Source organism: Mycobacterium sp. E342 (assembly GCF_001667665.1).
GTDB lineage: Bacteria > Actinomycetota > Actinomycetes > Mycobacteriales > Mycobacteriaceae > Mycobacterium.
On sequence record NZ_LZJM01000214.1, the window covers coordinates 1 to 25233 of the forward strand.

Here is a 25233-nt window from a genome sequence, read left to right on the forward strand (position 1 = left end):
TCCGCGGCGCAGCTGTGCAACATCGCCGCGCCCCCCACCGTGGCGACGCAGGCGTCGAGCAGGGCGACGGCCACCGCTTCGTCGAGCGGCGCCACCGGGCTCAGTGCCGTCACACCGGTCAGCCGCCCGCCCAATGCCCTCGGCAGCGACGGCTCGTCGAACTGCACCACCACCGGCGTCTCGAGCCGGCGCGCCAGCACCGCGCGGTGGGCGGCGACCCCTTCGGCCAGCGACGCCGCCAGATCGCGCACGGCGCCGGGATCGGTGATCGCCCGATGGCCGTTGGCGAGCTCCAGCTCCGCCGACAGGGTGATCGGCCCGGGAGCCTGCACCTTGACCACGCGGTCGCCACCGCGCAGGCCGGCCACCTCCCAGGCCTCTTCCAACGCGTCCATGTCCTCCTCGAGGAGACTGACGGCGCGGCGGGTGACCGCGCCCGGCCGCGCGGCGACCCGATAGCCGCGCGGCACGGTGTCGATGGCCACGTCGATCAGCAGCGCGCCGGCCCGCCCGAGCATGTCGGCGCCCACTCCCCGGGCGGGCAGCTCGACGATGTGCGACAACCCGTCGGCCAACTCACCGACGACCACCTCGGCGGCCTCCCGCGGCTTGATGCCGGGCCACGACCCGATGCCGCTGGCCCTCGCGAAGGAATGCGGGATAACACTCACCCGCCCAACCGTATTCGACCTGACCCGCCACGCCGTTCACCAGGGGTGTCTGTCGCGCCACCGCACGGGTAGGTTCAATCGCGAGAAGGGTACGAAACGTGTCGCGGATGGCGAGATGGGCGCGGCCGCTGCTGCTGTGGGCGGTAGTGGTGCTGGCTGCCGCGTGCACCCGGGTGGTGGACGGCGCGGCGGTGGCCGGATTCGGTTCCCCACGCAGGGCCGTGCAGGGCGTGAACGTCGACACGATCCTCTTGGACCAGTCGCGGATGCGCGCGATCACCGGCGCCGGGGAGCACCTGACCATCATCCCGTCCATGGACGGCACCAGCCCCGTGGACATCGACGCCCTCGCCGAGACCACGCCGCGCGAATGCCGGTTCATCTACGCCGAGACGGCCACGTTCGGCCCCGATGTCGAAGAGTTCCACAAGACGACGTTCCAAGATCCGCCCGATGGGGCGCTGATCTCCGAGGGCGCCGCGGCCTACCGGGACGTCGACACCGCACGGCGCGCCTTCGGCGCGTTGGTGACCACGGTCGGGGATTGCGCCGACGGCTCGGGCGGCCAGCAATATGTCGGCGACTGGAAGGCCGACGCCGGCTCGCTGCACCTGCGGCCCGGTGGCTGCGGCCGCGACTACCGGCTGCGGTCGGTGGCCATCCTGGAGGTCACGTTCTGCGGCTTTGCGCAATCGGTGTCCGACATCGTGATGACGAACATCGTCGCGAACCTACCGGCTTAGCGTGCGGTAGCGGCGATGGTGGCGCTGCCGAGCACCTCGTCACCGTCTGGGCCCAGGCGGTACAGCACCAGCGTCTGGCCCGGGGCGACGCCGCGCAGCGGGACACGCAACCGCACGACCAGCTCGTCGCCGACCAATTCCGCGACCGCGTCGGCGGTTTCACCGTGGGCCCGGACCTGGACCGCGCACTCGACGGGGCCCGATGGCGGCCGTCCGGCGGTGAAGACCGGTTCACGCCCGCGCAACTCGCGCACCTCGAGATCGGCCGCCTCACCGACCCGTACGGTCGCGGTGTCGGCGTCGATCGCCGTCACGTAGCGCGGGCCGCCGTCGGGCCCCGGGCCGGCGATGCCCAGGCCCTTGCGCTGTCCGACGGTGAAACCGTGCACGCCGTCGTGCTCGGCGAGCACCGTGCCGTCAGCGCCGACGACGGCGCCGCGGCGGACCGCGATGCGCTCGCCGAGGAAGGCTCGGGTATTTCCCGATGGGATGAAACAGATGTCGTGACTGTCGGGTTTCTCCGCGACCGCGAGGCCGCGGCGGGCCGCTTCGGCACGAATCTGCGCCTTGGGAGTGTCCCCGATGGGAAACGTGGCGTGGCGCAACTGCTCGGCGGTCAGCACGGCGAGCACGTAGGACTGGTCCTTGTCGTGGTCGACCGCGCGGCGCAGCCGCCCACCGGACAGCCTGGCGTAGTGGCCGGTGGCCACCGTGTCGAAGCCCAGCGCAAGCGCCTTCGCCGACAGGGCCGAGAACTTGATCCGCTGATTGCACCGCACGCACGGGTTGGGCGTTTCGCCGCGCGCGTAGGACGACACGAAATCGTCGATCACGTCGGCTTGGAACCGCTCGGCGAAATCCCAGACGTAGAACGGGATTCCGAGCACATCGGCGACGCGGCTCGCGTCCGAGGCATCCTCTTTCGAGCAGCACCCGCGCGAACCGGTGCGCAGCGTGCCGGGCGTGGCCGACAACGCCAGATGCACACCGACCACCTCGTGTCCGGCGTCGACCATGCGGGCGGCGGCGACCGACGAGTCGACGCCACCACTCATCGCGGCGAGGACCTTCACTTAGGGGGCCCCCGCGGCGGCCAGCGCGGCGCGGCGGGCGCGGTCCACCGCCGCGGGCAGCACCTGCAACACCGCCTCCACATCGTCGTCGACGCTGGTGTGCCCCAAGGACATCCGCAACGATCCGCGGGCGCTGGTGGGGTCTGCACCCATCGCGACCAGCACATGCGACGGCTGCGCGACCCCCGCGGTGCACGCCGACCCGGTCGAACATTCGATGCCGTTGGCGTCCAACAACATCAACAACGCATCGCCTTCGCAGCCGCGGAACGTGAAGTGTGCGTTGCCGGGCAACCGCAGCGGGTCGCGGGCGCCGTTGAGGCTGACGTCCTCGATGCCCGCGAGCACCCCTTCGATCAGCCGGTCACGCAACGCCCGGAGCCGCGCGCTGTTCGACTCGATGCCGTCCACCGCGATCCGGGCCGCGGCCGCCATGCCGACCGCACCGGCGACGTCGGCGGTGCCGGAACGGATGTCACGCTCCTGTCCGCCACCATGGGCCAGCGGCACACACGCCACGTCGCGGCGCACCAGCAGTGCACCCACGCCGGGAGGGCCACCAAACTTGTGCGCGGCCACGCTCATCGCCGAGAGCCCGCTGGCGGCGAAGTCCACCGGCAGCTGCCCCACCGCCTGCACGGCGTCGCTGTGCATCGGAACCCCGAACTCGGCCGCGACGGCGGCGAGGTCGGCGGCCGGCATGACGGTGCCGACCTCGTTGTTGGCCCACATCACCGACACCAGCGCGACGTCGTCGTGGATGCGCAGCGCCTCGCGCAGCGCGGTGGCCGAGACCGAACCGTCGGCGGCGGTCGGCAACCAGGTCACCTCGGCGCCCTCGTGTTCGACGAGCCAGTTGACCGAATCCAGCACGGCGTGGTGTTCGACCTCGCTGATGATGATGCGGCGGTGGCGCGGTTCGGCGTCGCGGCGGGCCCAGTAGATGCCCTTGACCGCCAGGTTGTCGCTTTCGGTGCCGCCCGCGGTGAAGATGACCTCGGACGGGCGGGCGCCCAGCCGGTCGGCGATCAGCTCGCGGGATTCCTCGAGGCGCCGCCGCGCCGTCCGGCCGCTGGTGTGGAGCGAGGAGGCGTTGCCGACGGTGCCGAGCACCGCCGCCATCGCCTCGACGGCGGCGGGGTGCATCGGCGTGGTAGCGGCGTGATCGAGGTAGACCATGACGCGACCCAGGATACCGGCAGGTGAAAGTGCCACCGTCGGCCTAGTGGCGATCGCAAGCGCGGCGTAGCCGGGCGCGGCGGGTCGCCACCATTTGGCTAGGAGACCAGCAGCACGCGTCCGCGACCGGCGGGCCGGGCGGCTTTGCCGCCCACCACCGACTGGCAGCGGCTCGCCAGCGCTCGCCGATCCGTCCCCGGGAGCTGCAGGGATTCGACGTGCACCCGCGCCAGCGTGCGTCGCACGGTTAGCAGCCGGCGGATGGATCCGACCAGGGTCTCGTCGCCGACGAAGGCCGGCACGGTCGAGACGCTGCCGTCGACGTGGTGGTAGGTCAGCCGAAGCGGCTGCACCGGCCGGCCGGCGTCGATCGCCGCCTGGAACATCGCGGGATAGAACGCCCCGCCGTCCCGACCACACCAGGTGGTGCCCTCCGGGAAGCACACGACGGTCTGGCCGCCGCTCAGCCGGCGGGCGACGGTGTCGACCACCGCGGGCAGCAACCGCAGACTGGACCGCTCGATCGGGATGATCTTCAGGATGCGGGCCACGATGCCCGTTGCGGGCCCGGTGAACATATCGGCCCGGGCGACGAACGACCCGGGCAACACCGAGCCGATGGCGAAGACGTCGAGCCAGGACATGTGCGGGCTGACCACCAGAACCCCGCGCAGGTTGCGAATCGGGCTGCCGGTGACCGTGATCCGGATGCCGAAGCAGCGCAACACCATCCGGCAGTAAATGCGCTGCACGCGCGTGCGGCCGGGCAGCGGCACCGCCAGCAGCGCCACCCCCGGCGCCAGCAGCAGGGCCAGCATGACCCGAAGCGTCACCCGCAGCGCCACCAGAAGCCTTGATGAGGCGGCCACGTCGCCGAGGCCCACACAACCGGCGTCACACGTCGCGCGCGGCAGCCAGGGGTGGCCGGTGCGGGCGGGGGTAGTCATCGGTCGCCGCCGGCCATCTGCGAGGCCGCCGATACCGACCGCAGCCGCTTGAGATATCGGGTATCGGCGCGTCCCTTGTCGAGCAGGACGCAGAAGTCGCCAACCCCGAAGGCGGGGTCGTGCGCGGGTTCACCACACACCTGCGCGCCCAACCGCAGGTAACCGCGCATCAACGCCGGGACGGACGGGCGCGCGGGCGCCGGGATGTCGTCGAGGGCCTTGCCGTCCACGACCACCGGCCGGTGCGGGCGCACCCGGTACTGCGGCGGCGCGGCGTGGCGGTCCAGGATGAAGTCGCGGACGCCCCGCAACTGGCGGCCCGGAACCCGATTCTCCGGGTCGTCGGAGTCCCCGCAGACCGGCACCGACACGCAGCCGGTCACGTAGTCGTAGCCGTAGCGGTCCAGGTAGGCCAGGATGCCCGCCCACATGAGCAGGACGACGCCGCCGTTGCGGTGGCCCTCGCGCACCACGGCGCGTCCCATCTCCACCAGCGACGGCCTGAGCGGGTCGAAAGCGCGGATGTCGAACTCCGTCGCGGTGTAGAGCCCGCCTGCGGCGATCGCGCCGGCGGGCGCCAGCATCCGGTAGCAACCCACCAGTTCGCCGGTGCTGTCGTCGCGGACCAGGAGGTGGTCGCAGTGCTCGTCGAACCTGTCGACATCGCGGCGTTCGTCGTCGTTGGTCGGCAGCGCGAAGCCGGGGGTACTGGAAAAGACGTCATACCGGAGCCGCTGCGCCGCCTCGATCATGCTGGCGTCGGTGGACAGCAGGAGCGAGTAGTGCGGCCCGGCGGGCGACGCCGTCGTCGCGCCTTCGGCCTTGTCGCTGGGAATCAGGACAGAAGCAATGCTCATGTCAACCAACGTTGCGTAGTCGATGAGCGAGTCGGCATCGCGGCTGTGACGTGTCCGTGCACGTCAGGTGACGAAATGTGGTTGCGAGGGCGGCTGACCCGGGCTCCCCCTCCAGAGCCCGGGTCAGGAAGTCCGCAGCGGCGCGCTCCAGCGGACGCGTGTGCCGCCGCCGGGCGGACTGGTGATCGCGCAGTCGCCGCCGAGGTCCTTGGCACGGCGGACGATGTCGTCCAGACCGCCGGCGCGGTGGCCGTCGGCGGGCAGCCCGCACCCGTCGTCGGTGATCTCGAGGAGCAGCTCGTCGGTGACGGTGACCTCGACGGCGATGGTCCCCGCCCGCGAGTGCCGAACCGCGTTGCCGAGCGCTTCGTTGACGACGGCTTCGGCGTGTTCGGCGAGTTCGTCGCTGACCGCGGTCATCGTCCCGGCCATGCGCAGCGTCGTCCCCTGGTTGTCGTCGTCGGTGAGGCTGGCGAACGCGTCCTGGACGCGCTCGGCGAGAGTGCGCCGCGGGGCCTGCGGGCGCTGGAGATCGAAGACGGTGCGCCGGATGTCGTCGATGACTTCCTGCAACTCGTTCACGGATCTGGTCAGCCGCGAAGCGAGTTGCGGTGAGCGAAGCCGGGCGACGACGCCTTGCAGGTCCATCCCGACGGTGAAGACGCGGCTGATCACCTGGTCGTGCAGATCGCGGGCGATGCGTTCCCGGTCGACCAGCACGTTCAACTCCCGTGCGTTGCGTCGTTCGGTGGCCAGCGTGAGGGCGATCGCGGCGTGGTCGGCGAAGTCGCGAACAAGGTCGAGATGCGTTTCGTCGAAGGGCTCGGCATCGGTGTTGCGGGCCACCACGATAACGCCCAGCGTCTGCTGGTCGGATCTGAGCGGCACGAGGATCGCGGGCCGCTCACCCACGTCGGTGAACGCCGGGATGGGACGCCGGAATGTCTCGGTGATCACCGGCCGGCCGGACCGAAACACCTCGCCGGTGGTGGACCCGTGGACCGGGATCTCTTGCCCCAGAACCTGGTCCGCGTGCAGGCCGACCGCCGCCGACACGACGAGGCGGTCGTCGTTGGGTCGGTCGGGGTCGGTCGGAACCAGGACGATCGCCTGCTCGGCGTCCGTCAGCTCCGCGGCGCGTTCGACGATCAGTTGCAGCGGCCCCAGGTCGGGGCGCGACTCGGACAACAGGGCGGTGCTGATCTCGCGGCTGGCGTCGGTCCACCGGGCGCCCGCACGGACCCGGTCGAACAGGCGGGCGTTGTCGATGGCCACCGAGGCCGCGGACGCGAGCGCGCGCACGGTGACCTCGTCGGCCTCGCAGAAGCAGCGCCCGGGCCGGTCGTCGGTGACGTACAGGCTGCCGAACACCGCGCCGCGGATGATGATGGGCATGCCGAGGAAGGCCCGCATCGGCGGGTGGTGCTCCGGGAATCCCACGGCCGTGAGATGGTCGGACAGCTCGGCAAGGCGTAGCGGCTCGGTGCGGTCGCGCAGGGCGCCGAGCAGCCCTTTGCCCACAGGCAGATGACCGACCCGCCGCACGGTCTCCGCGGCCATCCCACTGTGCACGAAGGATGCAAGAGTTCCCTCCGGCCCCCATACCCCGATGGCGCCGTAGCGGGCACCGGTCATGCCGATCGCGGCGGCCACGATGCGGTGCAGTATCGCGTCCAGCTCGAGATCGGAGCCGATCTCGATCGCGACTTGGAGCAGCTGCGCCATCTGCTGGCGTTCGGCGGCCAATTCGTCGAGCTGCTCATGCATCCGGCTCAGGAAGTCGGGGCGGCGGAGCCCGAAAGCCGATCCACACTCGTCTTCGCGCATCTCCCGACTCTCTTCAGACTGATGCCCGGTGGCCAGGTAATGAAGGCGAACCCGGATGCGAATAATGTTTGCTGACGAGGGGAACTACCGTGCGGGGTTTAGCCTTTATTTGCCGGTAGAAGCCACCCTACCAGCGAGCGGAAAATATCGCGCAAGTGTTGCTATGTGTGACGGGTAGCCGTAACATAGCGTTATGACCGCTTGTCGGTCGCTCTGCTGGGAATGCGGCACCGCCTTTTATGGTCGCGCCGACGCACGATACTGCAGCGCGGCGTGCCGACAGAAAGCCCACCGCGCCCGAGTCCGCCGCCGCGCCGCCGCCCAGGTGGTGCGTGCGCCTCGCGGGGGAGACGCGGTTGCCCGCGCGCAAGAAGCCCGTCAGGCGGCCCGGGCCATCCGCGGACAGGCCGAGAACACGCGCAGCGAAGTATCGAAAACGCTTGCCGCACTGGCACGTTCGGGCGCCGGCGAAACTCGCCGATAGAGGATTGCGCGTCAACGATCAACGTCCGATTGACACCCTGCCTGGCCGTTCCGTGTTGGGCGGCAGCGCATTTGGCGGTGTGAACGATCGCGTTGCGGCGCGTGGACGCGATGCTGACCGGGGCGCGGTGGCCGGTTTTAGGACCACTCCCGACTGCTGCGAACCCAGCCCCGATGTGCGCAAGAGCCCCCGGCACCGCGGTGCCGGGGGCTCTCAGGCCGAGGAACTCAGCCCTTGCGCGCCTTGATGGCGTCGGTCAGCTGCGGGGTGACCTTGAACAGGTCGCCCACCACGCCGTAGTCGGCGATCTCGAAGATGGGCGCCTCTTCGTCCTTATTGACGGCGACGATGGTCTTCGACGTCTGCATGCCCGCGCGGTGCTGGATGGCTCCGGAGATGCCCAGCGCGATGTAGAGCTGGGGCGACACGGTCTTGCCGGTCTGACCCACCTGGAACTGGCCCGGGTAGTAGCCGGAGTCGACCGCGGCGCGCGATGCACCGACGGCGCCACCGAGCGAGTCGGCCAGCGCCTCGACCACGCTGAAGTTCTCCGCGCTGCCCACGCCGCGGCCACCGGACACCACGATCGAGGCCTCGGTGAGCTCCGGCCGGTCACCGGCGACCGCCGGCTCGCGGGCCGTGATCTTGGTGGCGTTCTCGGCGGGCGCCGGTACCTCGACGGTGACCTGCTCGCCCGCACCGGCCTGCGGCTCGGCGTCGATGGCGCCGCCGCGCACCGTGATGACCGGGGTGTCGCCGTTGGCCTGCGACTCGACGGTGAACGCGCCACCGAAGATGGAGTGCACCGCCTTGTTGCCTTCCTGGACGCCGACCACGTCGACCAGCAGGCCGGATCCGATCCGGGCGGCGAGCCGGCCAGCGACCTCTTTGCCGTCGGCGTTGGCGGCCAGCAGCACGGCCGCCGGTGCGTTCGACTCGGCAAGCGAGGCCAGCACGTCGACCACCGGGGTGATCAGGTAGTTCTCGGCGTCGTCGGACTCGGCGACGTAGATTTTGGAGGCGCCCGCCTCCTTCAAACCGTCGATCAGGGGCGCGGCCGTGCCGGGCTTGCCGACTACGACGGCGGCCGGCTCGCCCAGCGCGCGGGCGGCGGTGATCAATTCGGAGGTGACCTTCTTCAGGGCGCCTTCGGCGTGCTCAACGAGCACCAAAACTTCAGCCATGGTTTCTTCGCTCTTCTCGTCTGTGGGATGGGTGCTCGACTAGATGATCTTCTGGGCGACCAGGTACTGGGAGATCTGATTACCGCCCTCGCCCTCGTCGGTGACCTTCTCGCCCGCGGTCTTCGGCGGCTTCGGCGTCGACGAGAGCACCTTCGACCCGGCGTTCTCGAGGCCGACCTCGTCGCTTTCGACCCCGATCTCGGCGAGGGTCAGCACCGTCACCTCTTTCTTCTTCGCGGCCATGATGCCCTTGAAGGACGGGAAGCGCGGCTCGTTGATCTTCTCGGTCACGCTCACGACCGCCGGCAACGACGCCTCGAGCGTGAACACGCCATCGTCGGTCTCCCGCTCGCCGGTGACCTTGCCGCCCTCGATCGACAGCTTGCGCAGGTGGGTCAGCTGCGGAAGTCCCAGGTACTCGGCGATGATCGCCGGTACCGCGCCGCCCGAGCCGTCGGTGGACTCGTTACCGGCGATGACAAGCTCGGTGCCCTCGATGGTGCCCAGCGCGCGCGCCAGCGCCCAGGCGGTTTGCACCACGCAGGAACCGCGCATGCCGTCGTCCTTGAGGTGGACGGCCTTGTCGGCGCCCATCGACAACGCCTTGCGGATCGCCTCGGTGGCGCGTTCGGGGCCCGCGGTCAGCACCGTCACCGAACCCTCGCCGCCTTCCCGCTCACGGATCTGCAGGGCCTCTTCGACGGCGCGCTCGTTGATCTCGTCCAGTACCGCGTCGGCGGCCTCGCGGTCCAGCGTGTAGTCGCCGTCGTTCAGCTTGCGCTCCGACCAGGTGTCTGGGACCTGCTTGATCAGGACCACGATGTTCGTCATGAGTGTGGTTCGTCCTCCTCGAAGGAGTCTCGCAGCAGTCGACCACGAGACTTTTCAGTACGCGTTTCGCAGCGCACGGTCGTGTTACTACCGGGTAACTTTGTGCAGCCTGCATTCACACCATAGCGGGTCGTACTGCACGTTCTTGCGGCGTGTCTACCGTCGGCGACCGGGGGCCGCCTCGTTCCCGGTTCGCGAATCCGACACTTCGCGTTAGCCTGCCTATGCGATGAGCGCAACCGTCCCCGACGTACCCCGGCACAGCCTCGGCGATCCGACGCCGGCGGCTGACCCCGTCCTGACGTTGACCGGCGAGCGCACCATCCCGGACCTGGACGTCGAAAACTACTGGTTCCGCCGCCACCAGGTGGTTTACCAGCGACTGGCCGGGCTGTGCGCGGGCCGTGAGGTGCTCGAGGCCGGGTGCGGCGAGGGGTACGGCGCCGACCTGATCGCCGGCGTCGCCCGCCGGGTCGTGGCCGTGGATTACGACGAGGCTGCCGTGGCCCACGTGCGCGCGCGGTACCCCCGCGTCGAGGTCATGCGGGCGAACCTGGCCGAGCTTCCGCTGCCCGACGCGTCGGTGGATATTGTGGTCAACTTCCAAGTCATCGAGCATCTGTGGGATCAGGCACAATTCGTGGCCGAATGCGCGCGGGTGCTGCGTAGCGACGGCCTGCTGATGGTGTCCACACCGAACCGGATCACGTTCTCCCCGGGCCGCGACACCCCGATCAACCCGTTCCACACCCGCGAACTCAACGCCGGCGAGCTGACCCAGTTGTTGGTCGACGCCGGCTTTCGCGACGTATCGGTCTCCGGGTTGTTCCACGGTCCGCGCCTGCGGGAGTTGGACGCCCGCCACGGCGGCTCCATCATCGACGCGCAGATCGAGCTCGCGATGGCCGGCGCCCCCTGGCCGCCCGAACTTGCCGCCGACGTCGCCGCGGTGAGGACCGACGACTTCGACATCGTCGAGGGCGGCCGCCGCAACATCGACGACAGCCTGGATCTGATCGCAATCGCGGTAGCGCCGTGAGCGATTCGCTCGACCGGGTGCCCGGCATGTTCACCCTGGTCCTGCACACCCACCTGCCGTGGCTGGCCCATCATGGCCGGTGGCCGGTCGGCGAGGAGTGGCTCTACCAGTCGTGGGCGGCGGCCTACCTGCCGCTGATGCGGGTGCTGACCGCGCTGGCCGACGAGGATCGCCGCGGGGTGGTGACACTCGGCGTCACTCCGGTGGTGAACGCGCAGCTCGACGATCCGTACTGCCTCGACGGCATGCACCACTGGCTGGCCAACTGGCGGCTGCGGGCGGCCGAGGCCGCCAGCGTGCGGTCCGCGCCCCGGTCGAAGTCCGCCGACTTTCAGTCCTGCACGCCGGAAGCGTTGCGCGAGTTGGGTATTCGCGAATGCGCCGAGGCGGATCGGGCGCTGGACGAATTCGCCACCCAGTGGCGGCACGGCGGCAGCCCGCTGTTGCGTGCCCTGATCGACGCCGGCGCGGTGGAGTTGCTCGGCGGACCGCTGGCTCACCCGTTCCAGCCGCTGCTCGCGCCGCGGCTTCGCGAGTTCGCCCTGAGCGAGGGGCTGGCCGACCCTCAGCAGCGGATGGCGCACCGCCCGAGCGGCATCTGGGCGCCCGAATGCGCCTACGCCCCCGGCCTGGAGGACGGTTACGCGGCCGCGGGCGTCACCCACTTCATGGTCGACGGCCCGTCGCTGCACGGCGACACCGCGCTGGGCCGGCCCGTCGGCGACACCGACGTGGTCGCGTTCGGGCGCGACCTGCAGGTCAGCTACCGGGTCTGGTCGCCGAAATCGGGCTACCCGGGGCACGCCGCCTACCGCGACTTCCACACCTACGACCACCTCACCGGGTTGAAGCCGGCGCGGGTGACCGGCCGCAACGTGCCGTCGGAGGCGAAGGCGCCTTACGATCCCGAGCGCGCCGATCATGCGGTCGACGTCCATGTCGCCGACTTCGTCGACGTGGTCCGCGACCGGCTGGCGAGCGAATCCGAACGGATCGGGCGGCCCGCCCACGTGGTGGCTGCATTCGACACCGAACTGTTCGGCCATTGGTGGTACGAGGGCCCGACGTGGCTGGCCCGGGTGCTGCGCGCCCTGCCCGCCGCGGGTGTACGGGTGGGCACGCTGAGCGACGCCATCGCCGACGGATTCGTCGGGCGCGCAGTGGCATTGCCGCCCAGTTCGTGGGGTTCGGGCAAGGACTGGCAGGTGTGGGCCGGCGACAAGGTGGCCGATCTGGTCCAGCTCAACGCCGAAGTGGTCGACACGGCGCTGAGCACCGTGGACAAGGCGCTGTCGCAACGGGCGTCGCTGGACGGGCCGCTCCCCCGCGACCACGTGGCCGATCAGATCCTGCGCGAGACCCTGCTCACGGTGTCCAGCGACTGGCCGTTCATGGTCAGCAAGGACTCGGCCGCCGACTATGCGCGCTACCGCGCGCATCTGCACGCCCACGCCACCCGCGAGATCGCCGGGGCTCTGGCGTCCGGGCGGCGGGACACCGCCGGCCGGTTGGCCGAGGGCTGGAACCGCGCCGACGGCCTGTTCGGCGCGCTGGACGCGCGCAGGCTGCCCCGATGAGGTGGCTGGCCGCGTGAAAATCCTGATGGTGTCGTGGGAATACCCACCGGTGGTGATCGGCGGCCTCGGCCGCCACGTGCACCACCTGTCGACGGCGCTGGCCGCGGCCGGTCACGAGGTCGTCGTGCTGTCCCGCCGCCCGTCGGGCACCGACCCCAGCACGCATCCATCGACCGACGAGGTGGTCGATGGTGTCCGGGTAATCGCTGCCGCGCAAGACCCGCACGAGTTCTCCTTCGGCGCCGACATGATGGCGTGGACACTGGCGATGGGTCATTCCATGATCCGCGCCGGGCTGTCGCTGAAGAAGCGCGGCAGTACCCGGCCGTGGCGCCCCGACGTGGTGCACGCGCACGACTGGCTGGTGGCGCATCCCGCGATCGCCCTCGCCCAGTTCTACGACGTGCCAATGGTTTCCACCGTCCACGCCACCGAGGCCGGGCGGCACTCGGGCTGGGTGTCCGGCGCGACCAGCCGGCAGGTGCACGCCGTCGAGTCGTGGCTGGTGCGCGAATCCGATTCGCTGATCACGTGTTCGGCGTCCATGGCGGACGAGATCACCGAGCTGTTCGGTCCGGGGCTGGCCGGAATCACGGTCATCCGCAACGGTATCGACGCCGCGCGCTGGCCCTTCGCCGAGCGTCGGCCGCGCACCGGGCCCGCCGAGCTGCTCTACCTCGGGCGGCTCGAGTACGAGAAGGGCGTGCACGACGTCATCGCCGCCCTGCCACGGATCCGGCGCACCCATCCGGGGACCACTCTGACCATCGCCGGGGAGGGCACCCAGCAGGAGTGGCTCGTCGAGCAGGCCCGAAAGCATCGGGTGCTCAAGGCAATCCGGTTCGCCGGGCACCTCGACCACGCGGCGCTGCTCCCGGTGTTGCATCGGGCCGACGCCGCGGTGCTGCCCAGCCACTACGAGCCGTTCGGGATCGTCGCGCTGGAGGCCGCCGCGGCGGGCACCCCGCTGGTGACCTCCAACATCGGCGGCCTGGGCGAGGCCGTGATCAACGGCCGGACCGGGATGTCGTGCGCGCCCCGCGACGTCGCCGGGCTGGCCGCGGCCGTGCGGGTGGTGCTCGACGATCCGGACGCCGCCCAGCGACGCGCCCGCGCCGCCCGCGAACGGCTCACCTCGGCCTTCGACTGGAACACCGTGGCGCAGGAGACGGCGCAGGTGTATGTGGCGGCCAAGCGCGGCGAGCGCCAGCCCCACGCGCGCATGCCTATCGTCGAACACGCCCTGCCGAACCGCTAACCTGCAGTATGGGGCTGGAATATTCGAGCGTTGTCGACGCGCCGATCGCCGACGTCTTCGCCTGGCACACCAGACCGGGCGCCTTTACCCGACTCTCGCCACCGTGGCAGCCCATGCGGCTGGTCACCGAGGCCACCTCGCTCAGGGACGGCCGGGCCACGTTGGCGCTACCGGGCGGCCTGCGCTGGGTCGCCGTGCACCAGCCGGACGGCTACGACCCGCCGCGGCGCTTCGTCGACGCCATCGGTGGTGACGGGCTGGCCGCGCTGCCGGCGCGAACCGCGGTGCGCTGGCGGCACACCCACGATTTCGAGGATGTCGGCGACGGCCGCACCAGGGTCATCGACCGGGTGGAAACGCCGGTGCCGAGCGCGTTACTGCGCCCCATGTTCACCTACCGGCACCGCCAGCTGGCCGACGATCTGGCCGCGCACCGGCTGGCCGCGGAGAGCGGGCTGGCGCCGGCGACCGTCGTCGTCACCGGGGCGTCGGGCCTGGTCGGTTCGGCGTTGACGGCGTTTCTGAGCACCGGCGGCCATCGCGTCATCCGGTTGGTCCGCCGCCCCGCCGGAGGGGACGAGCGGGAGTGGAATCCCGACGATCCCGACCCGGGCCTGTTCGAGGGGGTCGACGCGGTCATCCACCTGGCCGGCGCCTCGATCGCCGGCCGGTTCACCGAGAAGCATCGAAAAGCGATCCGCGACAGCAGGATTGGCCCGACCAGTCGGCTCGCCGAGGCGGTGGCTCGCGCCCGGCAGCAGCCGGCGGTGCTGGTCACCGCATCGGCGATCGGATACTACGGGTACGACCGGGGCGACGACGTCCTCACCGAGGATAGCGAACGCGGCGACGGCTTTCTCGCCGATGTCGTTGCCGACTGGGAGGCGTCGACCGCGCCCGCGGAACAGGCCGGGGTGCGGGTGGTGCCGGTGCGCACGGGCATCGTGCAGTCCCCGCGCGGCGGCACGCTGAAGCTGATGCGCCCGCTGTTCAGCGCCGGGTTGGGTGGCCGGCTGGGCGACGGCCGGCAATGGCTCTCGTGGATCGGGATCGACGACCTCGTCGACGTGTATCACCGCGCACTGTGGGACACCGTCCTGTCCGGTCCGGTGAATGCCGTTGCGCCGCACCCGGTTCGCAACAGCGAGTACACCGCCACCCTGGCCCGCGTGATGCATCGGCCCGCGGTGTTGCCGGTGCCGTCGCTCGGGCCCCGGGTGCTGCTCGGCGAGCAGGGCGCCCGCGAGCTCGCGTGTGCCAGCCAGCGGGCGGCTCCGCAGAAGCTGACCGCGGCCGGACACCGGTTCCGCCATCCCGAGCTCGAGCAGGCGCTGCGGCACCTGCTCGGGCGCGAGGCCTGATCGGAAGATCTGCGGCAATCGCGCCTGATCAAGCCCGATCCGCGCCCATAAATGATTCAATTTCTTAATGATCTCAGGAGCGCCGGCCCGGCATGCCCGCCGGATCGGCGGGGTCGCGCTGGGCATGGTCGCGGTGGCCGCGATGGTGCTCGGCGCGCGCCAGGCCCGGGCCGAATCCACCGAGGCGGACAGCGCGACCGACGTCGCCTGCGCGAGCACGACCCAGGCGGTGCCGACGACGTGGTATTTCCCCAGCACGCCGCCCCGGGGACTGGTCTGGCTACAGCACGGCTTCGTCGAGGGCAAAAAGGTATGGTCGGCGTTCGCCGCCGAGGTCGCCGGCAGCGGGTACCTCGTCGTGGCCACCACGCTGCCCACCCTCAGCGCCTTCGGCTGCACGGTGGAGCACCTGATCGACAACAGGGGCTTCCTGGACAACATCGCCGACGTCTTCGCCCACAAAGACGATCCGAACGGCGCGCTGGCGACGTCCTTCGCGAGGGCGGCGGCCGACGTCGGCCGACCGGTGACGCCGTTGCCCGACAAGTTGGTGTTCGTGGGACATTCGGCCGGGGCCGAAGCCGTCGAATACGTCGCCGAACGCCTACACAGCACCTACCCGGCCGCCTTCGCCCAACTGCGCGGCATCGTCAGCGAAGACGGCGTGAAGTCGTTCATCGGTTCCAACACCGATGAAGCGCTGGCGGGTCTGGCGAGCACCACGCTGCCGATCTACGCCACGGCGTCGCCGCATCTTCTCTGCAACTACTTCCAACGCGGCACCAAGGCGATCGAACGGTATCTGCCGGACCGGCCGTTTCACGGGGTGAAGATCACGACCGGAGCACACGGTGACGCGCTCGGCCCCTCGTCGCCCCTCTACGAAAACCTGGTGTGTGGTCGTCCGAAGCCGGGCAACATCGAGGCGGTGTGGGGCCTGACCCGAGGCTGGATCGCCGACATGGTCGCGGGAACGACGACACCCGACTTCTACCCGGGCGGAAGCTATTACACCGAACTCGAGGCGGCCGGCACCATCACCACGCTGCCCTGACGAGTCACGGCACCGCCGCATGGTCAGCGGCACCTGAGCTCCGGCCCTGCGACCGCACGGTGCCTGCTAGTCCGCGTCTCGGCCGCGCCGGCTGCGTCGATATGCGCGGGCGCGCAGATCGGCGAGCCATCGTGGATGCAGGCTCACGCCGGGCGCGGCGTTGACAACGGGATCGAACGACACCTCCGATGCGCGTTCGGGGTCGACGACGCGGGTGAGCGTAAGCCGGCCCAGCGGGGTGAAAACGCCTCGGCCACAGGCCTGGTCGAGTGAGACGTCGATCGTGTCGTGCTGCAGCCGCCTGCGGACGCTGCCCAGCGACAGACCCGGACCATCGATCCGGCCCTCGATCCGGGCCCGCAGCCACCAGTTGGCTCCCCCATAGTGCAGCGGCATGAGCGTGGTCAGCGTCTGCCCGCTCCACGAGATGGCCGGCCGCAGCGCCAGCGCCCGGGACAGCACCCCCGACCCCGAGGAGACGACCAGGATGTCCCATGGCCCCGTGGCCCGCGGCGGTGCGAACCGGAAGGCCAGCCCGATGAAGTCGGGCAATGCCCCGGGGGTGCCGGTGGCCTTCGACATTCTCGCGACGACATCGCAGGACGGGATCGGCAAACCCTCCCCCGCGGGCGAGGCGCGCTCGATGAAGCCTTCCGCCAAGACCCCGATGGGATGGAACAACCTTTTGCCCCGGAGGGCCGAGCCCCACTGGAAGGGCAGCGCGACAAGATCGGAAACGCTCACCGGCGGCGGGTTCCCCTTTCCCGGCGAGGAAAACGCCCCGGCGCGACTCCGATATCCCGATATACCGCCCGTCCAGATCGCCGATCAATGCCCGGTGGCTTCCAGCTCGCCCTGAAATCGCTGCATCGCCCAGATCAGCGCGCCGAGCACGCGATGTGCTGCCATCAGGTCGGCATCGGGTAAGTCTTCGAGGGCGACACTGGTGTGGGCGCCGAGCGGGCTGAAGAACGACCGGGCGGTGGCCAGGCCCGATTCGCCGTGACGCAGGATCACCTTGCGACGATCGTCGGGGTGCGAGTCTCGGCGAATGTGGCCGGAATCGATCAACCGGTCCACCAGGTAGGTGATGGCCGAGCCGGACAGTCCCATCCGGTGGCTGAGGTCACCCGAGGTCATCGGCCGCCCCGCCATCTCCGCCACCATGATGTACATCAACGCACGAAAGTCATTGGGCCGCAATCGATGGGACGTCGCGAACTGTCGGCCGATCTGGTCGGATTCGGTCGTGATCTGCCGCAGATCGGCCGAGATCAGCGACTCCAGCGCGTCTCGGCGCCGCCGCTGTTCGTCAGCGTCCATAACGGTGTGCAGCATATCCCCAAAACGGCGGATCATTCAGTTGGTTAATGGTTAATTGAGTGAACCGCCCGTGGGGCTGCCTCGTTGCAACGGGCGTGAGGGCACGGCGGGCCGCGCAAGCAAGTCACCGACTCGTGCGCCGCGGCTGGTCAAGAACGATGAAGTTCAGTAAGTTAAAGTTTAAGTTATTGAAGGTAGTGGCATCCCGGCATGGGGTCGACGGGCGCGACCGCGCGTGTTTGAGCGGTTCCAGCCTGGGAATGCCAAGCCGTCCAGGAGGGAGCGTGTGGCCAAGATGGGTGCTTTGTCGTTGACACCCGCCACCGAGTCGCCGGTGATCGCGAAGCAATCGACCGGCACGGCGAACTTCACCGAGTGGCGAACCAGGGTGCGGCACGCCGTTCTCGCCCACCTCGCCGACTTCGTCGGCCCGCGGCGCACCGAACTGGACGACACGCGGATCCATGCCGCCGGTGACATCTTGACGGCGTTCGTGTCCGGCGGGAAGTGCCTGCGGTCGACGTTCGTCTACCTGGGGTGGCTCTGCGGCGCCCCGCCCGACGACGCCGCGTTGCGGGCAGCGGCCAGTTTTGAGTTGCTGCACGTGTTCGCGCTGCTGCAAGACGATGTCATGGACGGGTCGACCGAGCGGCGGGGGCGGCCGGCGGCGCACCTGCAATTCGCCCGATGGCACCGCCGGCGGGGGTTGTCCGGCTCATCACGGCGGTTCGGTGAATCGGCCGCCATCCTGCTCGGTGACCTCTGCCTGATCTGGTCCGAGCAGATGCTGCGCGAAAGCGGTGTCGAACCCAGGCGGCTGCAGCGGGCCTGGCCGCGCTACGACACGATGAGAACCGAGCTGGCAGTGGGTCAGTTCGCGGACCTGACGAGCGATGTCCGGCACATGCCGTCCCTGGAGACCGTACTGGACGTGGCGCGCCGCAAGTCCGGCAACTACACCGTGCGGCGACCACTGGAGATCGGCGCGGCGATGTCCGATTGCGACGATCGAACGGTGACGCAGCTCGGCCGGTACGGGGCGGCCGTCGGCGAGGCGTTCCAGCTTCGCGACGACGTGCTCGGTGTCTTCGGCTCGCCGGCGACCACCGGGAAACCCTGTGGCGGGGACCTGCTGGAACGCAAGGCGACCAGCCTCGTGGTGACCGCGCACCAGCTGGCGGATTCCGTGACCCGCGCCGAGCTGACGAAGCTGATGAACGGCCGGGTCCTCGACGCCGGCGCCCTCGACCGGTGGAAAACGTTGATCGTCTCGACCGGGGCCGTCGACATAATCGAGGAGATGATCACCGACCGGGTCGCAGCCGCACGGGAACACCTCGACGACGCCTCGATCGACGAGCAGGTCCGCACGACGCTGAACGACATGGCGACCGCGTGTACGGATCGCGCCGAATGAGTGCGACAAGTCTGGGAGCATGCTGACATGCGGACTATCGAAGGACGCAGCGAGCACGTGGTGGTGATCGGCGCAGGCCTGGCGGGGCTGTCCGCCGCTTTGCATCTGGCCGGCCGGGGACGCGCGGTGACGGTGGTCGAGCGCCAGCCGTGGCCGGGCGGCCGCGCCGGCCGGCTCGACATCGACGGCTACCGCGTCGACACCGGGCCGACGGTGCTGACGATGACCGACATCATCGACGAGACGTTCGCGGCAGTGGGTCGCAGCCGGTCGGGCCGGCTGGAGCTGCTGCCGCTGGATCCGGCCTACCGGGCGGTGTTCGCCGACGGCAGCGCGCTCGACGTGCACACCGATCCGGATCGGATGGCAACCGCCATTGAAGAGTTCGCTGGCTTCGGGCAGGCAGCGGGTTACCGACGGTTGCGCGAGTGGCTGAACCGTTTGTACCGAATCGAATTCGACGGTTTCATCGCCGCGAATTTCGATTCCCCGCTGTCGTTGCTCACCCCGCAATTGGCGCGGCTGGCCGCGATCGGCGGGTTCCGCAAGTGGGATCGGGTGGTCAAGCGCCACATCAGCGACCCCCGGCTGCAGCGGGTCTTCACGTTTCAATCGCTGTACGCCGGGGTGGCGCCGCGAAACGCGCTGGCGGTATACGCGGTCATCGCCTACATGGACACCATCGCGGGGGTGTTCTTTCCGCGCGGCGGCGTTCGCGCGCTTCCCGACGCGCTGGCCGGGGCGGCCGCCGAGGCTGGGGTCCAATTCCGTTACAACGCGACGGTTACCGGACTCGATCGCGTCGGGTCGCGGGTCAGCGCGGTGCGAACGGATCGCCTGGACCCCATCGCGTGCGACGCGGTGGTGCTGACCACCGAATTGCCGCAAACCTACGCGCTATTGGGCCGCACTCCGCGTCGGCCCCTGCGGCTGCGGCCGGCACCGTCGGCGGTGGTCGCCCACCTGGGCTGCCGCCGGGTTCCGTCCGACACGGCGCATCACACCATCCTGTTCGGTGATTCCTGGGACCAGACCTTCACCGACATCATCCGCGACGGACGGCTGATGCAGGATCCGTCCTTGCTGGTCACCCGCCCCACGGCCAGCGACCCGACGCTCGCCCCGGACGGGCAAGACCTGCTGTACGTGCTTGCCCCGGCGCCGAATCTGGCCCGCGGGAACATCGACTGGGGCAGCGTGGGCCCCCCGTACGTCGACAACCTCATCGACGACGTCGCGGCGCGGCTGCTACCCGATCTGCCCGACAGCGCAACGGTATTGGACGTGGTCACGCCGGCCGACTGGGCCCGTCAGGGCATGGCCGCGGGCAGCCCCTTCGCGCTGGCCCACACCTTCGCGCAGACGGGTCCGTTCCGGCCGGCCAACCTGGTGCGCGGCGTCGACAACGCGGTGCTCGCCGGGTCGTCGACGGTGCCCGGCGTCGGTGTACCTACCACCCTGATCTCGGGCCGGCTCGCCGCCGACCGCATCACCGGCCCCGGTGCCGGGCGGGCCAACCGGACTTCGACGCATCACGACATGGGAGCCGGGCTGAGATGATCCGCAGCGAGTTGGACGCCGCCGGAATCGACGATCCGCGGCTGCGCGAGGGATACCGCCGCTGTCGCGAACTCAACGCCGCGCACGGCCGCACCTTCTTTCTGGCCACCCGGCTGCTGGCGCCCGATCAGCGGCCGGCGGTGCACGCCCTGTACGGTTTCGCGCGCTACGCCGACGACATCCTCGACGACCTGGATCCCCAGCTGAGCACCGACATTCGCGGCACGCGGCTGCAGCAATTGGCCGACAAGTTCTTCGCGGGCGGAGAGCATCTCGAGGATCCCGTGCTCGCCGCGGTCACCCACACCGCGCGCCGCTACCGGATCGACACCGGGCTGTTCGACGACTTCCTCGCCTCGATGCGGATGGATCTCACGGTCACCGATTATCCCGACCGCACAGCCCTCAACCTCTACATGCGGGGGTCCGCCGAAGCCATTGGGCTGCAAGTGCTTCCGGTGCTGGGCACCGTGGCGCCGGTCGAGGAGGCCGCGCCCTACGCCGCCGCGCTGGGCAGGGCGTTTCAGCTCACCAACTTCCTGCGCGACATCGACGAAGACCTGCTGCGCGGGCGCGTCTACCTGCCCGCCGACGAACTCGCCGCCCACGGGGTCGACCGCGAGCTGTTGGCCTGGTGTCACCAGAACCGGCGTACCGACCCGCGGGTCCGCAAGGCGCTGACCGCCCAGCACGAGATAACCCGGGAGACTTACCGATTCGCCGAAGCCGGCATCGCCATGCTCAGCCCCCGCTCGCAACCGTGCGTCGCGGCCGCGGCGACGCTGTACTCCGAAATCTTGGACCGCATCGAACAAAGCGACTTCGCCGTGTTCGCTCACCGGGCCACAGTCGGCACGGCGCGACGACTGCAGGTCGGCGGAATCGGGCTGCTACGGTCGTGGCGGGCGCGCATCAGTTCGCCCGGTGTTTCGGATCCTCCGGGGGCCGCATGACCGATCGCTGGCAATATCTCTTGGTCCTGGCCGCATGCCTGGCGATCACCGCGCCCCTGGAGATGTTCGGCCCCGGCGTCTACCGGCAATGGCGCCGGCTCGTGACGGCGGTCTTCCCCGTCGCAGTGGTGTTTCTGGTGTGGGACGAGATCGCCATCGCCGCGCACGTGTGGACGTACAACCGCGCCTACATCACCGGCCTCAGCATCCCGTTCCGGGTGCCGATCGAGGAAGTGCTGTTCTTCATCGTCATTCCGATCTGCGCACTGCTGACCTACAACGCCGTGAACACCATCCTGGAAAGGGTCAACCGCCGATGACCGGGCTGGGCTACACGGTTCCGGCCGTAGCGGCCGTGTTGACCGTGTGCGCACTGGAATTGGCGGTGTTGCGCACCAGACTGTTCCGGCGGCCGGCCTATTGGCTGTCGATGCTGATCATTCTCGGCTTCCAGGTTCCGGTCGATGGCTGGCTGACCAAACTCAGCTCTCCGATAGTCAGCTATGACCCTCGCCAGGTCACCGGACTGCGCTTTCCGTTCGACATCCCCGTCGAGGATTTCTTGTTCGGTTTCGCGCTGGCCACCGCGGTGTTGCTGGGATGGGAACGCCAACGTGCGCGTCGGTGAGGCCCGGCCCTCCCCAGGCCAATTGTCGGCCGCGTTCGACGCAGGGGCGACGGCATACGACCGGCTGGTCGGCGCCAGCCCCGGATACCACGAACAACTGCTTCTCTCCGCTCGTCGCATGCGAATCCCAGACCGCGGCAAGGGCTTACGACTGCTCGACCTCGGATGCGGGACCGGGGCCTCGACCGCCGCACTGCTGGCCGCGGCCCCCGAGGCCGACATCGTCGCCGTCGACGCCTCACGGGGCATGCTCGACGCGGCGGCCGCGAAGGACTGGCCCCCGTCGGTGCGGTTCGTGCACACCCCCGTCGAGCGGCTGGCCGAGCACGGCATCACCGGACCCTTCGACGGGATCCTGGCCGCCTACCTGATCCGTAACCTCGCCGACCGGGACGGCCAACTGCGAAAGTTCCGGACGCTGCTGCGGCCCGGCGCCACCCTGGCGGTGCACGAATACTCGGTGCGCGACTCCGCCGCCGCCACCGTGATTTGGCACGCCGTGTGCTGGGGGATCATCATTCCCGCCGGGTGGTGGCGCACCCGGGACGCGGCGCTGTACCGCTACCTGTGGCGCAGCGTGCTGGAGTTCGACGGCGCGGCGCGCTTCCGGGCCCGCCTCGCCGACGCGGGCTTCACGGCGGTGCACAGCGAAACGATGCCCGGCTGGGAGGCCAACATCGTCCACACGTTCCTGGCGGACACGCCGTCATGATCGGCCCGGGAAACGCCGACCGCGCCGATCCCCGGCGCGAAACGCTGCCCGCGCCAACAGGATTGCCGGACACCGGTGCGCTGCCGTCAAGGCCCCGGGCGGTCGTCGTGGGTGGCGGCATCGCAGGGTTGACCGCTGCGACCGGGCTGGCCGAACGCGGCGTCGCGGTCGAGGTCGTCGAGCGCGAGCACTACCTCGGCGGTCGGGTGGGCGGCTGGACCGAGCACCACGACGGGGCCGACCTCGCGATAAATCGCGGTTTCCACGCGTTCTTCCGGCAGTACTACAACCTGCGGGCCCTGCTCGGCCGCATCGACCCCCAGCTGCGGATGCTCACGCCCGTCGACGACTATCCGCTCATCGACGGGGCGGGCCGACGCGACACCTTCCGGGGACTGCCGCGTACGCCACCGTGGAACGCCGTGGCCTTCGCCGCGCGCAGCCCCACGTTCCGGCTTCGCGACTTCCTCGAGATCGACGCGCGCGCAGCCGCGCCGCTGGCGGCGGTGTCGGTGCCCGGCATCTACGAACGCCTCGACCACATCGACGCCGCGACCTTCCTCAAGGACATCCGGTTCCCGCAGGCGGCAAGGCATCTGGCGTTCGAGGTGTTCTCCCGCAGCTTCTTCGCCGACCCGTCGAAGCTGTCCGCGGCCGAGTTGGCGACCATGTTCCACATCTACTTCCTCGGGTCGTCGGAAGGCCTCATCTTCGACGTCCCCACGTCCAATTACGACAGCGCCCTGTGGCAGCCGCTGCGGGCCTACCTGGAGGCGCGCGACGTGCACTTCCGGCTCGGCACCGGCGCCGCGCGCATCGACCCGGGCCAGACGAAGCCCTTCCGGGTGCAGACCGATTCCGGCGAGCAGGTCGAGGCGGACGCCGTGGTGCTGGCCACCGACGTGGCGGGATTGCAGCGTGTGGTGGCCGCATCGACCGAGCTGGCCACCGATGACTGGCGCGGGCAGATCGCGCGGCTGCGCACCGCGCCGCCGTTCGCCGTGCACCGGTTGTGGCTCGATCGGCCCGTCGCCGACGAGCGACCGGCGTTCCTGGGCACCGCCGGCCACGAGCCACTGGACAACATCAGCGTGCTGGAACGCTACGAACGCGAGGCCGCACAATGGTCGAGCGCGCACCACGGGTCGGTCGTCGAGTTGCACTCCTACGCCCTCGACGCCGCGCCGTCCCGCGCGGCGGCGCTGCGTCAACTGCACAAGGTCTACCCGGAAACCGCGGCGGCGCAGGTCGTTTGCGAGCGACTGCTGCATCGCAGCGATTGCCCGCTGTTCTCGCCCGGGTCCTATGCGGACCGGCCCGCCGTCGTCACGCCGCAGCCCGGACTGCTGCTGGCCGGCGACGCCGTCCGCGTCGACCTGCCCGTCGCGCTGATGGAGCGCGCCGCCACCACGGGGTGGTGCGCCGCGAACCATTTGCTGAGAAAATGGGGACTGGCCGGACACCCGTTGGTCACCGTACCCACCCGAGGCCGGTCACCCCTGTTGCGATGGCTCGCCACCCGCGAAGGACGTGCCCGACGATGAACATTCGCGAACAGCTGCAACACCTGTGGCCGGCGACGCGGTCCAAAGACTGGCCGCTGCAGGTGATCCCACGTGCGTCGTGGGCCGACCAGCGACCGACCTACCGGGATGCGCAGCCCGCCATCATCGACGCCGCGCTGGAGCGGGCCCGGCTACGACCCACCGGGAACTGGTTCGCGTTCGCGGGCTCCGCCGACGTGCGGCCCGGCCGGCCATTGGGCGCACGGGTCGCCGGGGTCGAGGTCGTCGCCTGGCGCGACGAACAACGCCGGCTCTGCGTCGGCCCCCGCAGTTGCCCACACCTGGGGGCCGATCTGGCCACCGGGGCCGTGCACCGCGGCACGCTGATCTGCCGATGGCACGGGTTGGCGCTCGACGGCCATTCTCGTGAGTTCGGGTGGAGCCCCTTGCCCAGTCACGACGACGGCACGCTGGTGTGGGTGCGACTCGACGAAGCGGGCGGGGAAACGCCGTTGGATGAACCGGTGATTCCGGCCCGACCGACGGGCGAGACCTTGGCCGCGGTGGCCCGCATGGCGGGCGTGTGCGAGCCCGAAGACATCATCGCCAATCGGCTCGACCCCTGGCACGGTGCGTGGTTCCACCCCTACTCGTTCGCTCGGCTCGAAGTGCTCACCACGCCAACCGAACACGTCGATCGCTTCTTGGTGGCGGTGACTTTCCGGATGGGCCGCCTGGGCGTTCCCGTCGTCGCGGAATTCAGCTGCCCGGAGGCACGCACCATCGTGATGCGCATCGTGGACGGCGAGGGAACCGGCAGCACCGTCGAAACCCATGCCACCCCAATCGGTTTGGACCCCGACGGACGCCCCCGCACCGCGGTGCTGGAAGCCACCATCGCGCATTCGGACCGTCCCGGGTTCCAGCGGGCATCCCGGGCCGCGCCGGTGATCACCCCGCTGATGCGCTTCGCCGCCAACAGGCTCTGGCGTGACGACCTCGCCTACGCCGAGCGCCGGTACCAGGTCCGCAGCGGCCTCGGCTGACGGG

23 protein-coding genes and 1 pseudogene are annotated in these 25233 nt (G+C 70.0%); 14 read left to right on the forward strand and 10 right to left on the reverse strand.

Annotated elements, in window-relative coordinates; translation table 11 throughout:
• Positions 1-662, reverse strand: a pseudogene (locus tag A5692_RS16030) (methionine synthase); the annotation flags it as partial.
• 116 nt (positions 663-778) lie between these two features.
• On the opposite strand from A5692_RS16030, the gene A5692_RS16035 reads away from it, so the two are divergent.
• Positions 779-1414 (forward strand): sensor domain-containing protein, encoded by a 636-nt coding sequence (locus tag A5692_RS16035; RefSeq protein ID WP_068057544.1) that lies wholly within the window; start codon positions 779-781, stop codon positions 1412-1414.
• Here the strand turns inward: A5692_RS16035 and mnmA are convergent.
• From mnmA to A5692_RS16070, 7 genes are all read right to left on the reverse strand, one after another.
• Entirely contained in the window at positions 1411-2487 is a 1077-nt protein-coding gene (gene mnmA, locus A5692_RS16040; protein WP_068057546.1) for a tRNA 2-thiouridine(34) synthase MnmA, read from the reverse strand. The two genes, A5692_RS16035 and mnmA, sit on opposite strands and share 4 nt — an antisense overlap.
• Positions 2488-3666, reverse strand: a complete 1179-nt coding sequence (locus A5692_RS16045; RefSeq protein WP_068057547.1) for a cysteine desulfurase family protein — start codon at positions 3664-3666, stop codon at positions 2488-2490.
• A 98-nt stretch (positions 3667-3764) separates the two neighbouring features.
• On the reverse strand, positions 3765-4613 hold the full coding sequence (locus tag A5692_RS16050; protein WP_068057549.1) for a 1-acyl-sn-glycerol-3-phosphate acyltransferase: 849 nt from the start codon (positions 4611-4613) through the stop codon (positions 3765-3767).
• Entirely contained in the window at positions 4610-5470 is an 861-nt protein-coding gene (locus A5692_RS16055) for a GNAT family N-acetyltransferase (protein WP_068057551.1), read from the reverse strand. The genes A5692_RS16050 and A5692_RS16055 overlap by 4 nt, the downstream gene beginning before the upstream one ends.
• 123 nt (positions 5471-5593) lie before the next feature.
• Positions 5594-7237, reverse strand: a complete 1644-nt coding sequence (locus A5692_RS16060) for a GAF domain-containing protein (protein ID WP_231984343.1) — start codon at positions 7235-7237, stop codon at positions 5594-5596.
• Between the two features lie 771 nt (positions 7238-8008).
• Positions 8009-8965, reverse strand: coding sequence for an electron transfer flavoprotein subunit alpha/FixB family protein (locus A5692_RS16065; RefSeq protein WP_068057556.1), 957 nt, complete (start codon positions 8963-8965; stop codon positions 8009-8011).
• 39 nt (positions 8966-9004) lie between these two features.
• On the reverse strand, positions 9005-9796 hold the full coding sequence (locus A5692_RS16070) for an electron transfer flavoprotein subunit beta/FixA family protein (RefSeq protein ID WP_068057559.1): 792 nt from the start codon (positions 9794-9796) through the stop codon (positions 9005-9007).
• Between the two features lie 229 nt (positions 9797-10025).
• On the opposite strand from A5692_RS16070, the gene A5692_RS16075 reads away from it, so the two are divergent.
• From A5692_RS16075 to A5692_RS16095, 5 genes are all read left to right on the forward strand, one after another.
• Entirely contained in the window at positions 10026-10835 is an 810-nt protein-coding gene (locus A5692_RS16075; protein ID WP_068057561.1) for a bifunctional 2-polyprenyl-6-hydroxyphenol methylase/3-demethylubiquinol 3-O-methyltransferase UbiG, read from the forward strand.
• A gap of 26 nt (positions 10836-10861) precedes the next feature.
• On the forward strand, positions 10862-12412 hold the full coding sequence (locus A5692_RS16080) for a glycoside hydrolase family 57 protein (RefSeq protein WP_156766117.1): 1551 nt from the start codon (positions 10862-10864) through the stop codon (positions 12410-12412).
• A 13-nt stretch (positions 12413-12425) separates the two neighbouring features.
• Positions 12426-13670, forward strand: a complete 1245-nt coding sequence (locus tag A5692_RS16085; RefSeq protein WP_068057685.1) for a glycosyltransferase family 4 protein — start codon at positions 12426-12428, stop codon at positions 13668-13670.
• Between the two features lie 8 nt (positions 13671-13678).
• Positions 13679-15031: a TIGR01777 family oxidoreductase gene (locus A5692_RS16090; RefSeq protein WP_068057564.1), complete on the forward strand. Its 1353-nt coding sequence runs from the start codon at positions 13679-13681 to the stop codon at positions 15029-15031.
• A gap of 67 nt (positions 15032-15098) precedes the next feature.
• The gene (locus tag A5692_RS16095) at positions 15099-16085 is read left to right on the forward strand and encodes a hypothetical protein (protein ID WP_068057566.1); all 987 of its coding nucleotides are present in this window, start codon (positions 15099-15101) and stop codon (positions 16083-16085) included.
• 66 nt (positions 16086-16151) lie between these two features.
• Here A5692_RS16095 and A5692_RS16100 read toward each other — a convergent pair whose 3' ends face one another.
• On the reverse strand, positions 16152-16829 hold the full coding sequence (locus A5692_RS16100) for a phosphodiesterase (RefSeq protein WP_068057568.1): 678 nt from the start codon (positions 16827-16829) through the stop codon (positions 16152-16154).
• 84 nt (positions 16830-16913) lie between these two features.
• On the reverse strand, positions 16914-17423 hold the full coding sequence (locus A5692_RS16105; RefSeq protein WP_068057570.1) for a MarR family winged helix-turn-helix transcriptional regulator: 510 nt from the start codon (positions 17421-17423) through the stop codon (positions 16914-16916).
• Between the two features lie 280 nt (positions 17424-17703).
• Between A5692_RS16105 and A5692_RS16110 the strand changes: the two genes are divergently transcribed.
• From A5692_RS16110 to A5692_RS16145, 8 genes are read left to right on the forward strand one after another with little or no spacing between them, the layout of a single operon-like run.
• Positions 17704-18825: a polyprenyl synthetase family protein gene (locus A5692_RS16110; RefSeq protein WP_068057687.1), complete on the forward strand. Its 1122-nt coding sequence runs from the start codon at positions 17704-17706 to the stop codon at positions 18823-18825.
• A gap of 27 nt (positions 18826-18852) precedes the next feature.
• The gene (gene crtI, locus A5692_RS16115; protein WP_068057573.1) at positions 18853-20385 is read left to right on the forward strand and encodes a phytoene desaturase family protein; all 1533 of its coding nucleotides are present in this window, start codon (positions 18853-18855) and stop codon (positions 20383-20385) included.
• Complete coding sequence (locus A5692_RS16120; RefSeq protein ID WP_068057575.1) at positions 20382-21338, forward strand: phytoene/squalene synthase family protein; 957 nt, start codon at positions 20382-20384, stop codon at positions 21336-21338. The genes crtI and A5692_RS16120 overlap by 4 nt, the downstream gene beginning before the upstream one ends.
• The gene (locus A5692_RS16125) at positions 21335-21658 is read left to right on the forward strand and encodes a lycopene cyclase domain-containing protein (RefSeq protein ID WP_068057577.1); all 324 of its coding nucleotides are present in this window, start codon (positions 21335-21337) and stop codon (positions 21656-21658) included. Before A5692_RS16120 ends, A5692_RS16125 begins: the two co-directional genes overlap by 4 nt.
• Complete coding sequence (locus tag A5692_RS16130) at positions 21655-21966, forward strand: lycopene cyclase domain-containing protein (RefSeq protein WP_068057579.1); 312 nt, start codon at positions 21655-21657, stop codon at positions 21964-21966. The genes A5692_RS16125 and A5692_RS16130 overlap by 4 nt, the downstream gene beginning before the upstream one ends.
• Positions 21953-22678 carry a class I SAM-dependent methyltransferase gene (locus tag A5692_RS16135; RefSeq protein WP_068057581.1) on the forward strand — a complete coding sequence of 242 codons (726 nt, stop codon included), beginning with the start codon at positions 21953-21955 and terminating at the stop codon, positions 22676-22678. The genes A5692_RS16130 and A5692_RS16135 overlap by 14 nt, the downstream gene beginning before the upstream one ends.
• Positions 22675-24222 (forward strand): FAD-dependent oxidoreductase, encoded by a 1548-nt coding sequence (locus A5692_RS16140; RefSeq protein WP_068057583.1) that lies wholly within the window; start codon positions 22675-22677, stop codon positions 24220-24222. Before A5692_RS16135 ends, A5692_RS16140 begins: the two co-directional genes overlap by 4 nt.
• Positions 24219-25229, forward strand: coding sequence for a DUF5914 domain-containing protein (locus A5692_RS16145; RefSeq protein ID WP_068057585.1), 1011 nt, complete (start codon positions 24219-24221; stop codon positions 25227-25229). Before A5692_RS16140 ends, A5692_RS16145 begins: the two co-directional genes overlap by 4 nt.
• The last annotated feature ends 4 nt before the right edge of the window (positions 25230-25233 follow it).

Excerpts from the sequence above, each read along its gene's own strand:
- A5692_RS16035 (WP_068057544.1), top strand. The coding sequence starts at position 779 with ATGGCGAGATGGGCGCGGCCGCTGCTGCTGTGGGCGGTAGTGGTGCTG.
- A5692_RS16045 (WP_068057547.1), bottom strand. The coding sequence starts at position 3,666 with ATGGTCTACCTCGATCACGCCGCTACCACGCCGATGCACCCCGCCGCC.
- A5692_RS16050 (WP_068057549.1), bottom strand. The coding sequence starts at position 4,613 with ATGACTACCCCCGCCCGCACCGGCCACCCCTGGCTGCCGCGCGCGACG.
- A5692_RS16055 (WP_068057551.1), bottom strand. The coding sequence starts at position 5,470 with ATGAGCATTGCTTCTGTCCTGATTCCCAGCGACAAGGCCGAAGGCGCG.
- A5692_RS16060 (WP_231984343.1), bottom strand. The coding sequence starts at position 7,237 with ATGCATGAGCAGCTCGACGAATTGGCCGCCGAACGCCAGCAGATGGCG.
- A5692_RS16065 (WP_068057556.1), bottom strand. The coding sequence starts at position 8,965 with ATGGCTGAAGTTTTGGTGCTCGTTGAGCACGCCGAAGGCGCCCTGAAG.
- A5692_RS16070 (WP_068057559.1), bottom strand. The coding sequence starts at position 9,796 with ATGACGAACATCGTGGTCCTGATCAAGCAGGTCCCAGACACCTGGTCG.
- A5692_RS16075 (WP_068057561.1), top strand. The coding sequence starts at position 10,026 with ATGAGCGCAACCGTCCCCGACGTACCCCGGCACAGCCTCGGCGATCCG.
- A5692_RS16080 (WP_156766117.1), top strand. The coding sequence starts at position 10,862 with ATGTTCACCCTGGTCCTGCACACCCACCTGCCGTGGCTGGCCCATCAT.
- A5692_RS16090 (WP_068057564.1), top strand. The coding sequence starts at position 13,679 with ATGGGGCTGGAATATTCGAGCGTTGTCGACGCGCCGATCGCCGACGTC.
- A5692_RS16095 (WP_068057566.1), top strand. The coding sequence starts at position 15,099 with ATGATCTCAGGAGCGCCGGCCCGGCATGCCCGCCGGATCGGCGGGGTC.
- A5692_RS16105 (WP_068057570.1), bottom strand. The coding sequence starts at position 17,423 with ATGCTGCACACCGTTATGGACGCTGACGAACAGCGGCGGCGCCGAGAC.
- A5692_RS16110 (WP_068057687.1), top strand. The coding sequence starts at position 17,704 with ATGGGTGCTTTGTCGTTGACACCCGCCACCGAGTCGCCGGTGATCGCG.
- crtI (WP_068057573.1), top strand. The coding sequence starts at position 18,853 with ATGCGGACTATCGAAGGACGCAGCGAGCACGTGGTGGTGATCGGCGCA.
- A5692_RS16120 (WP_068057575.1), top strand. The coding sequence starts at position 20,382 with ATGATCCGCAGCGAGTTGGACGCCGCCGGAATCGACGATCCGCGGCTG.
- A5692_RS16125 (WP_068057577.1), top strand. The coding sequence starts at position 21,335 with ATGACCGATCGCTGGCAATATCTCTTGGTCCTGGCCGCATGCCTGGCG.
- A5692_RS16130 (WP_068057579.1), top strand. The coding sequence starts at position 21,655 with ATGACCGGGCTGGGCTACACGGTTCCGGCCGTAGCGGCCGTGTTGACC.
- A5692_RS16140 (WP_068057583.1), top strand. The coding sequence starts at position 22,675 with ATGATCGGCCCGGGAAACGCCGACCGCGCCGATCCCCGGCGCGAAACG.
- A5692_RS16145 (WP_068057585.1), top strand. The coding sequence starts at position 24,219 with ATGAACATTCGCGAACAGCTGCAACACCTGTGGCCGGCGACGCGGTCC.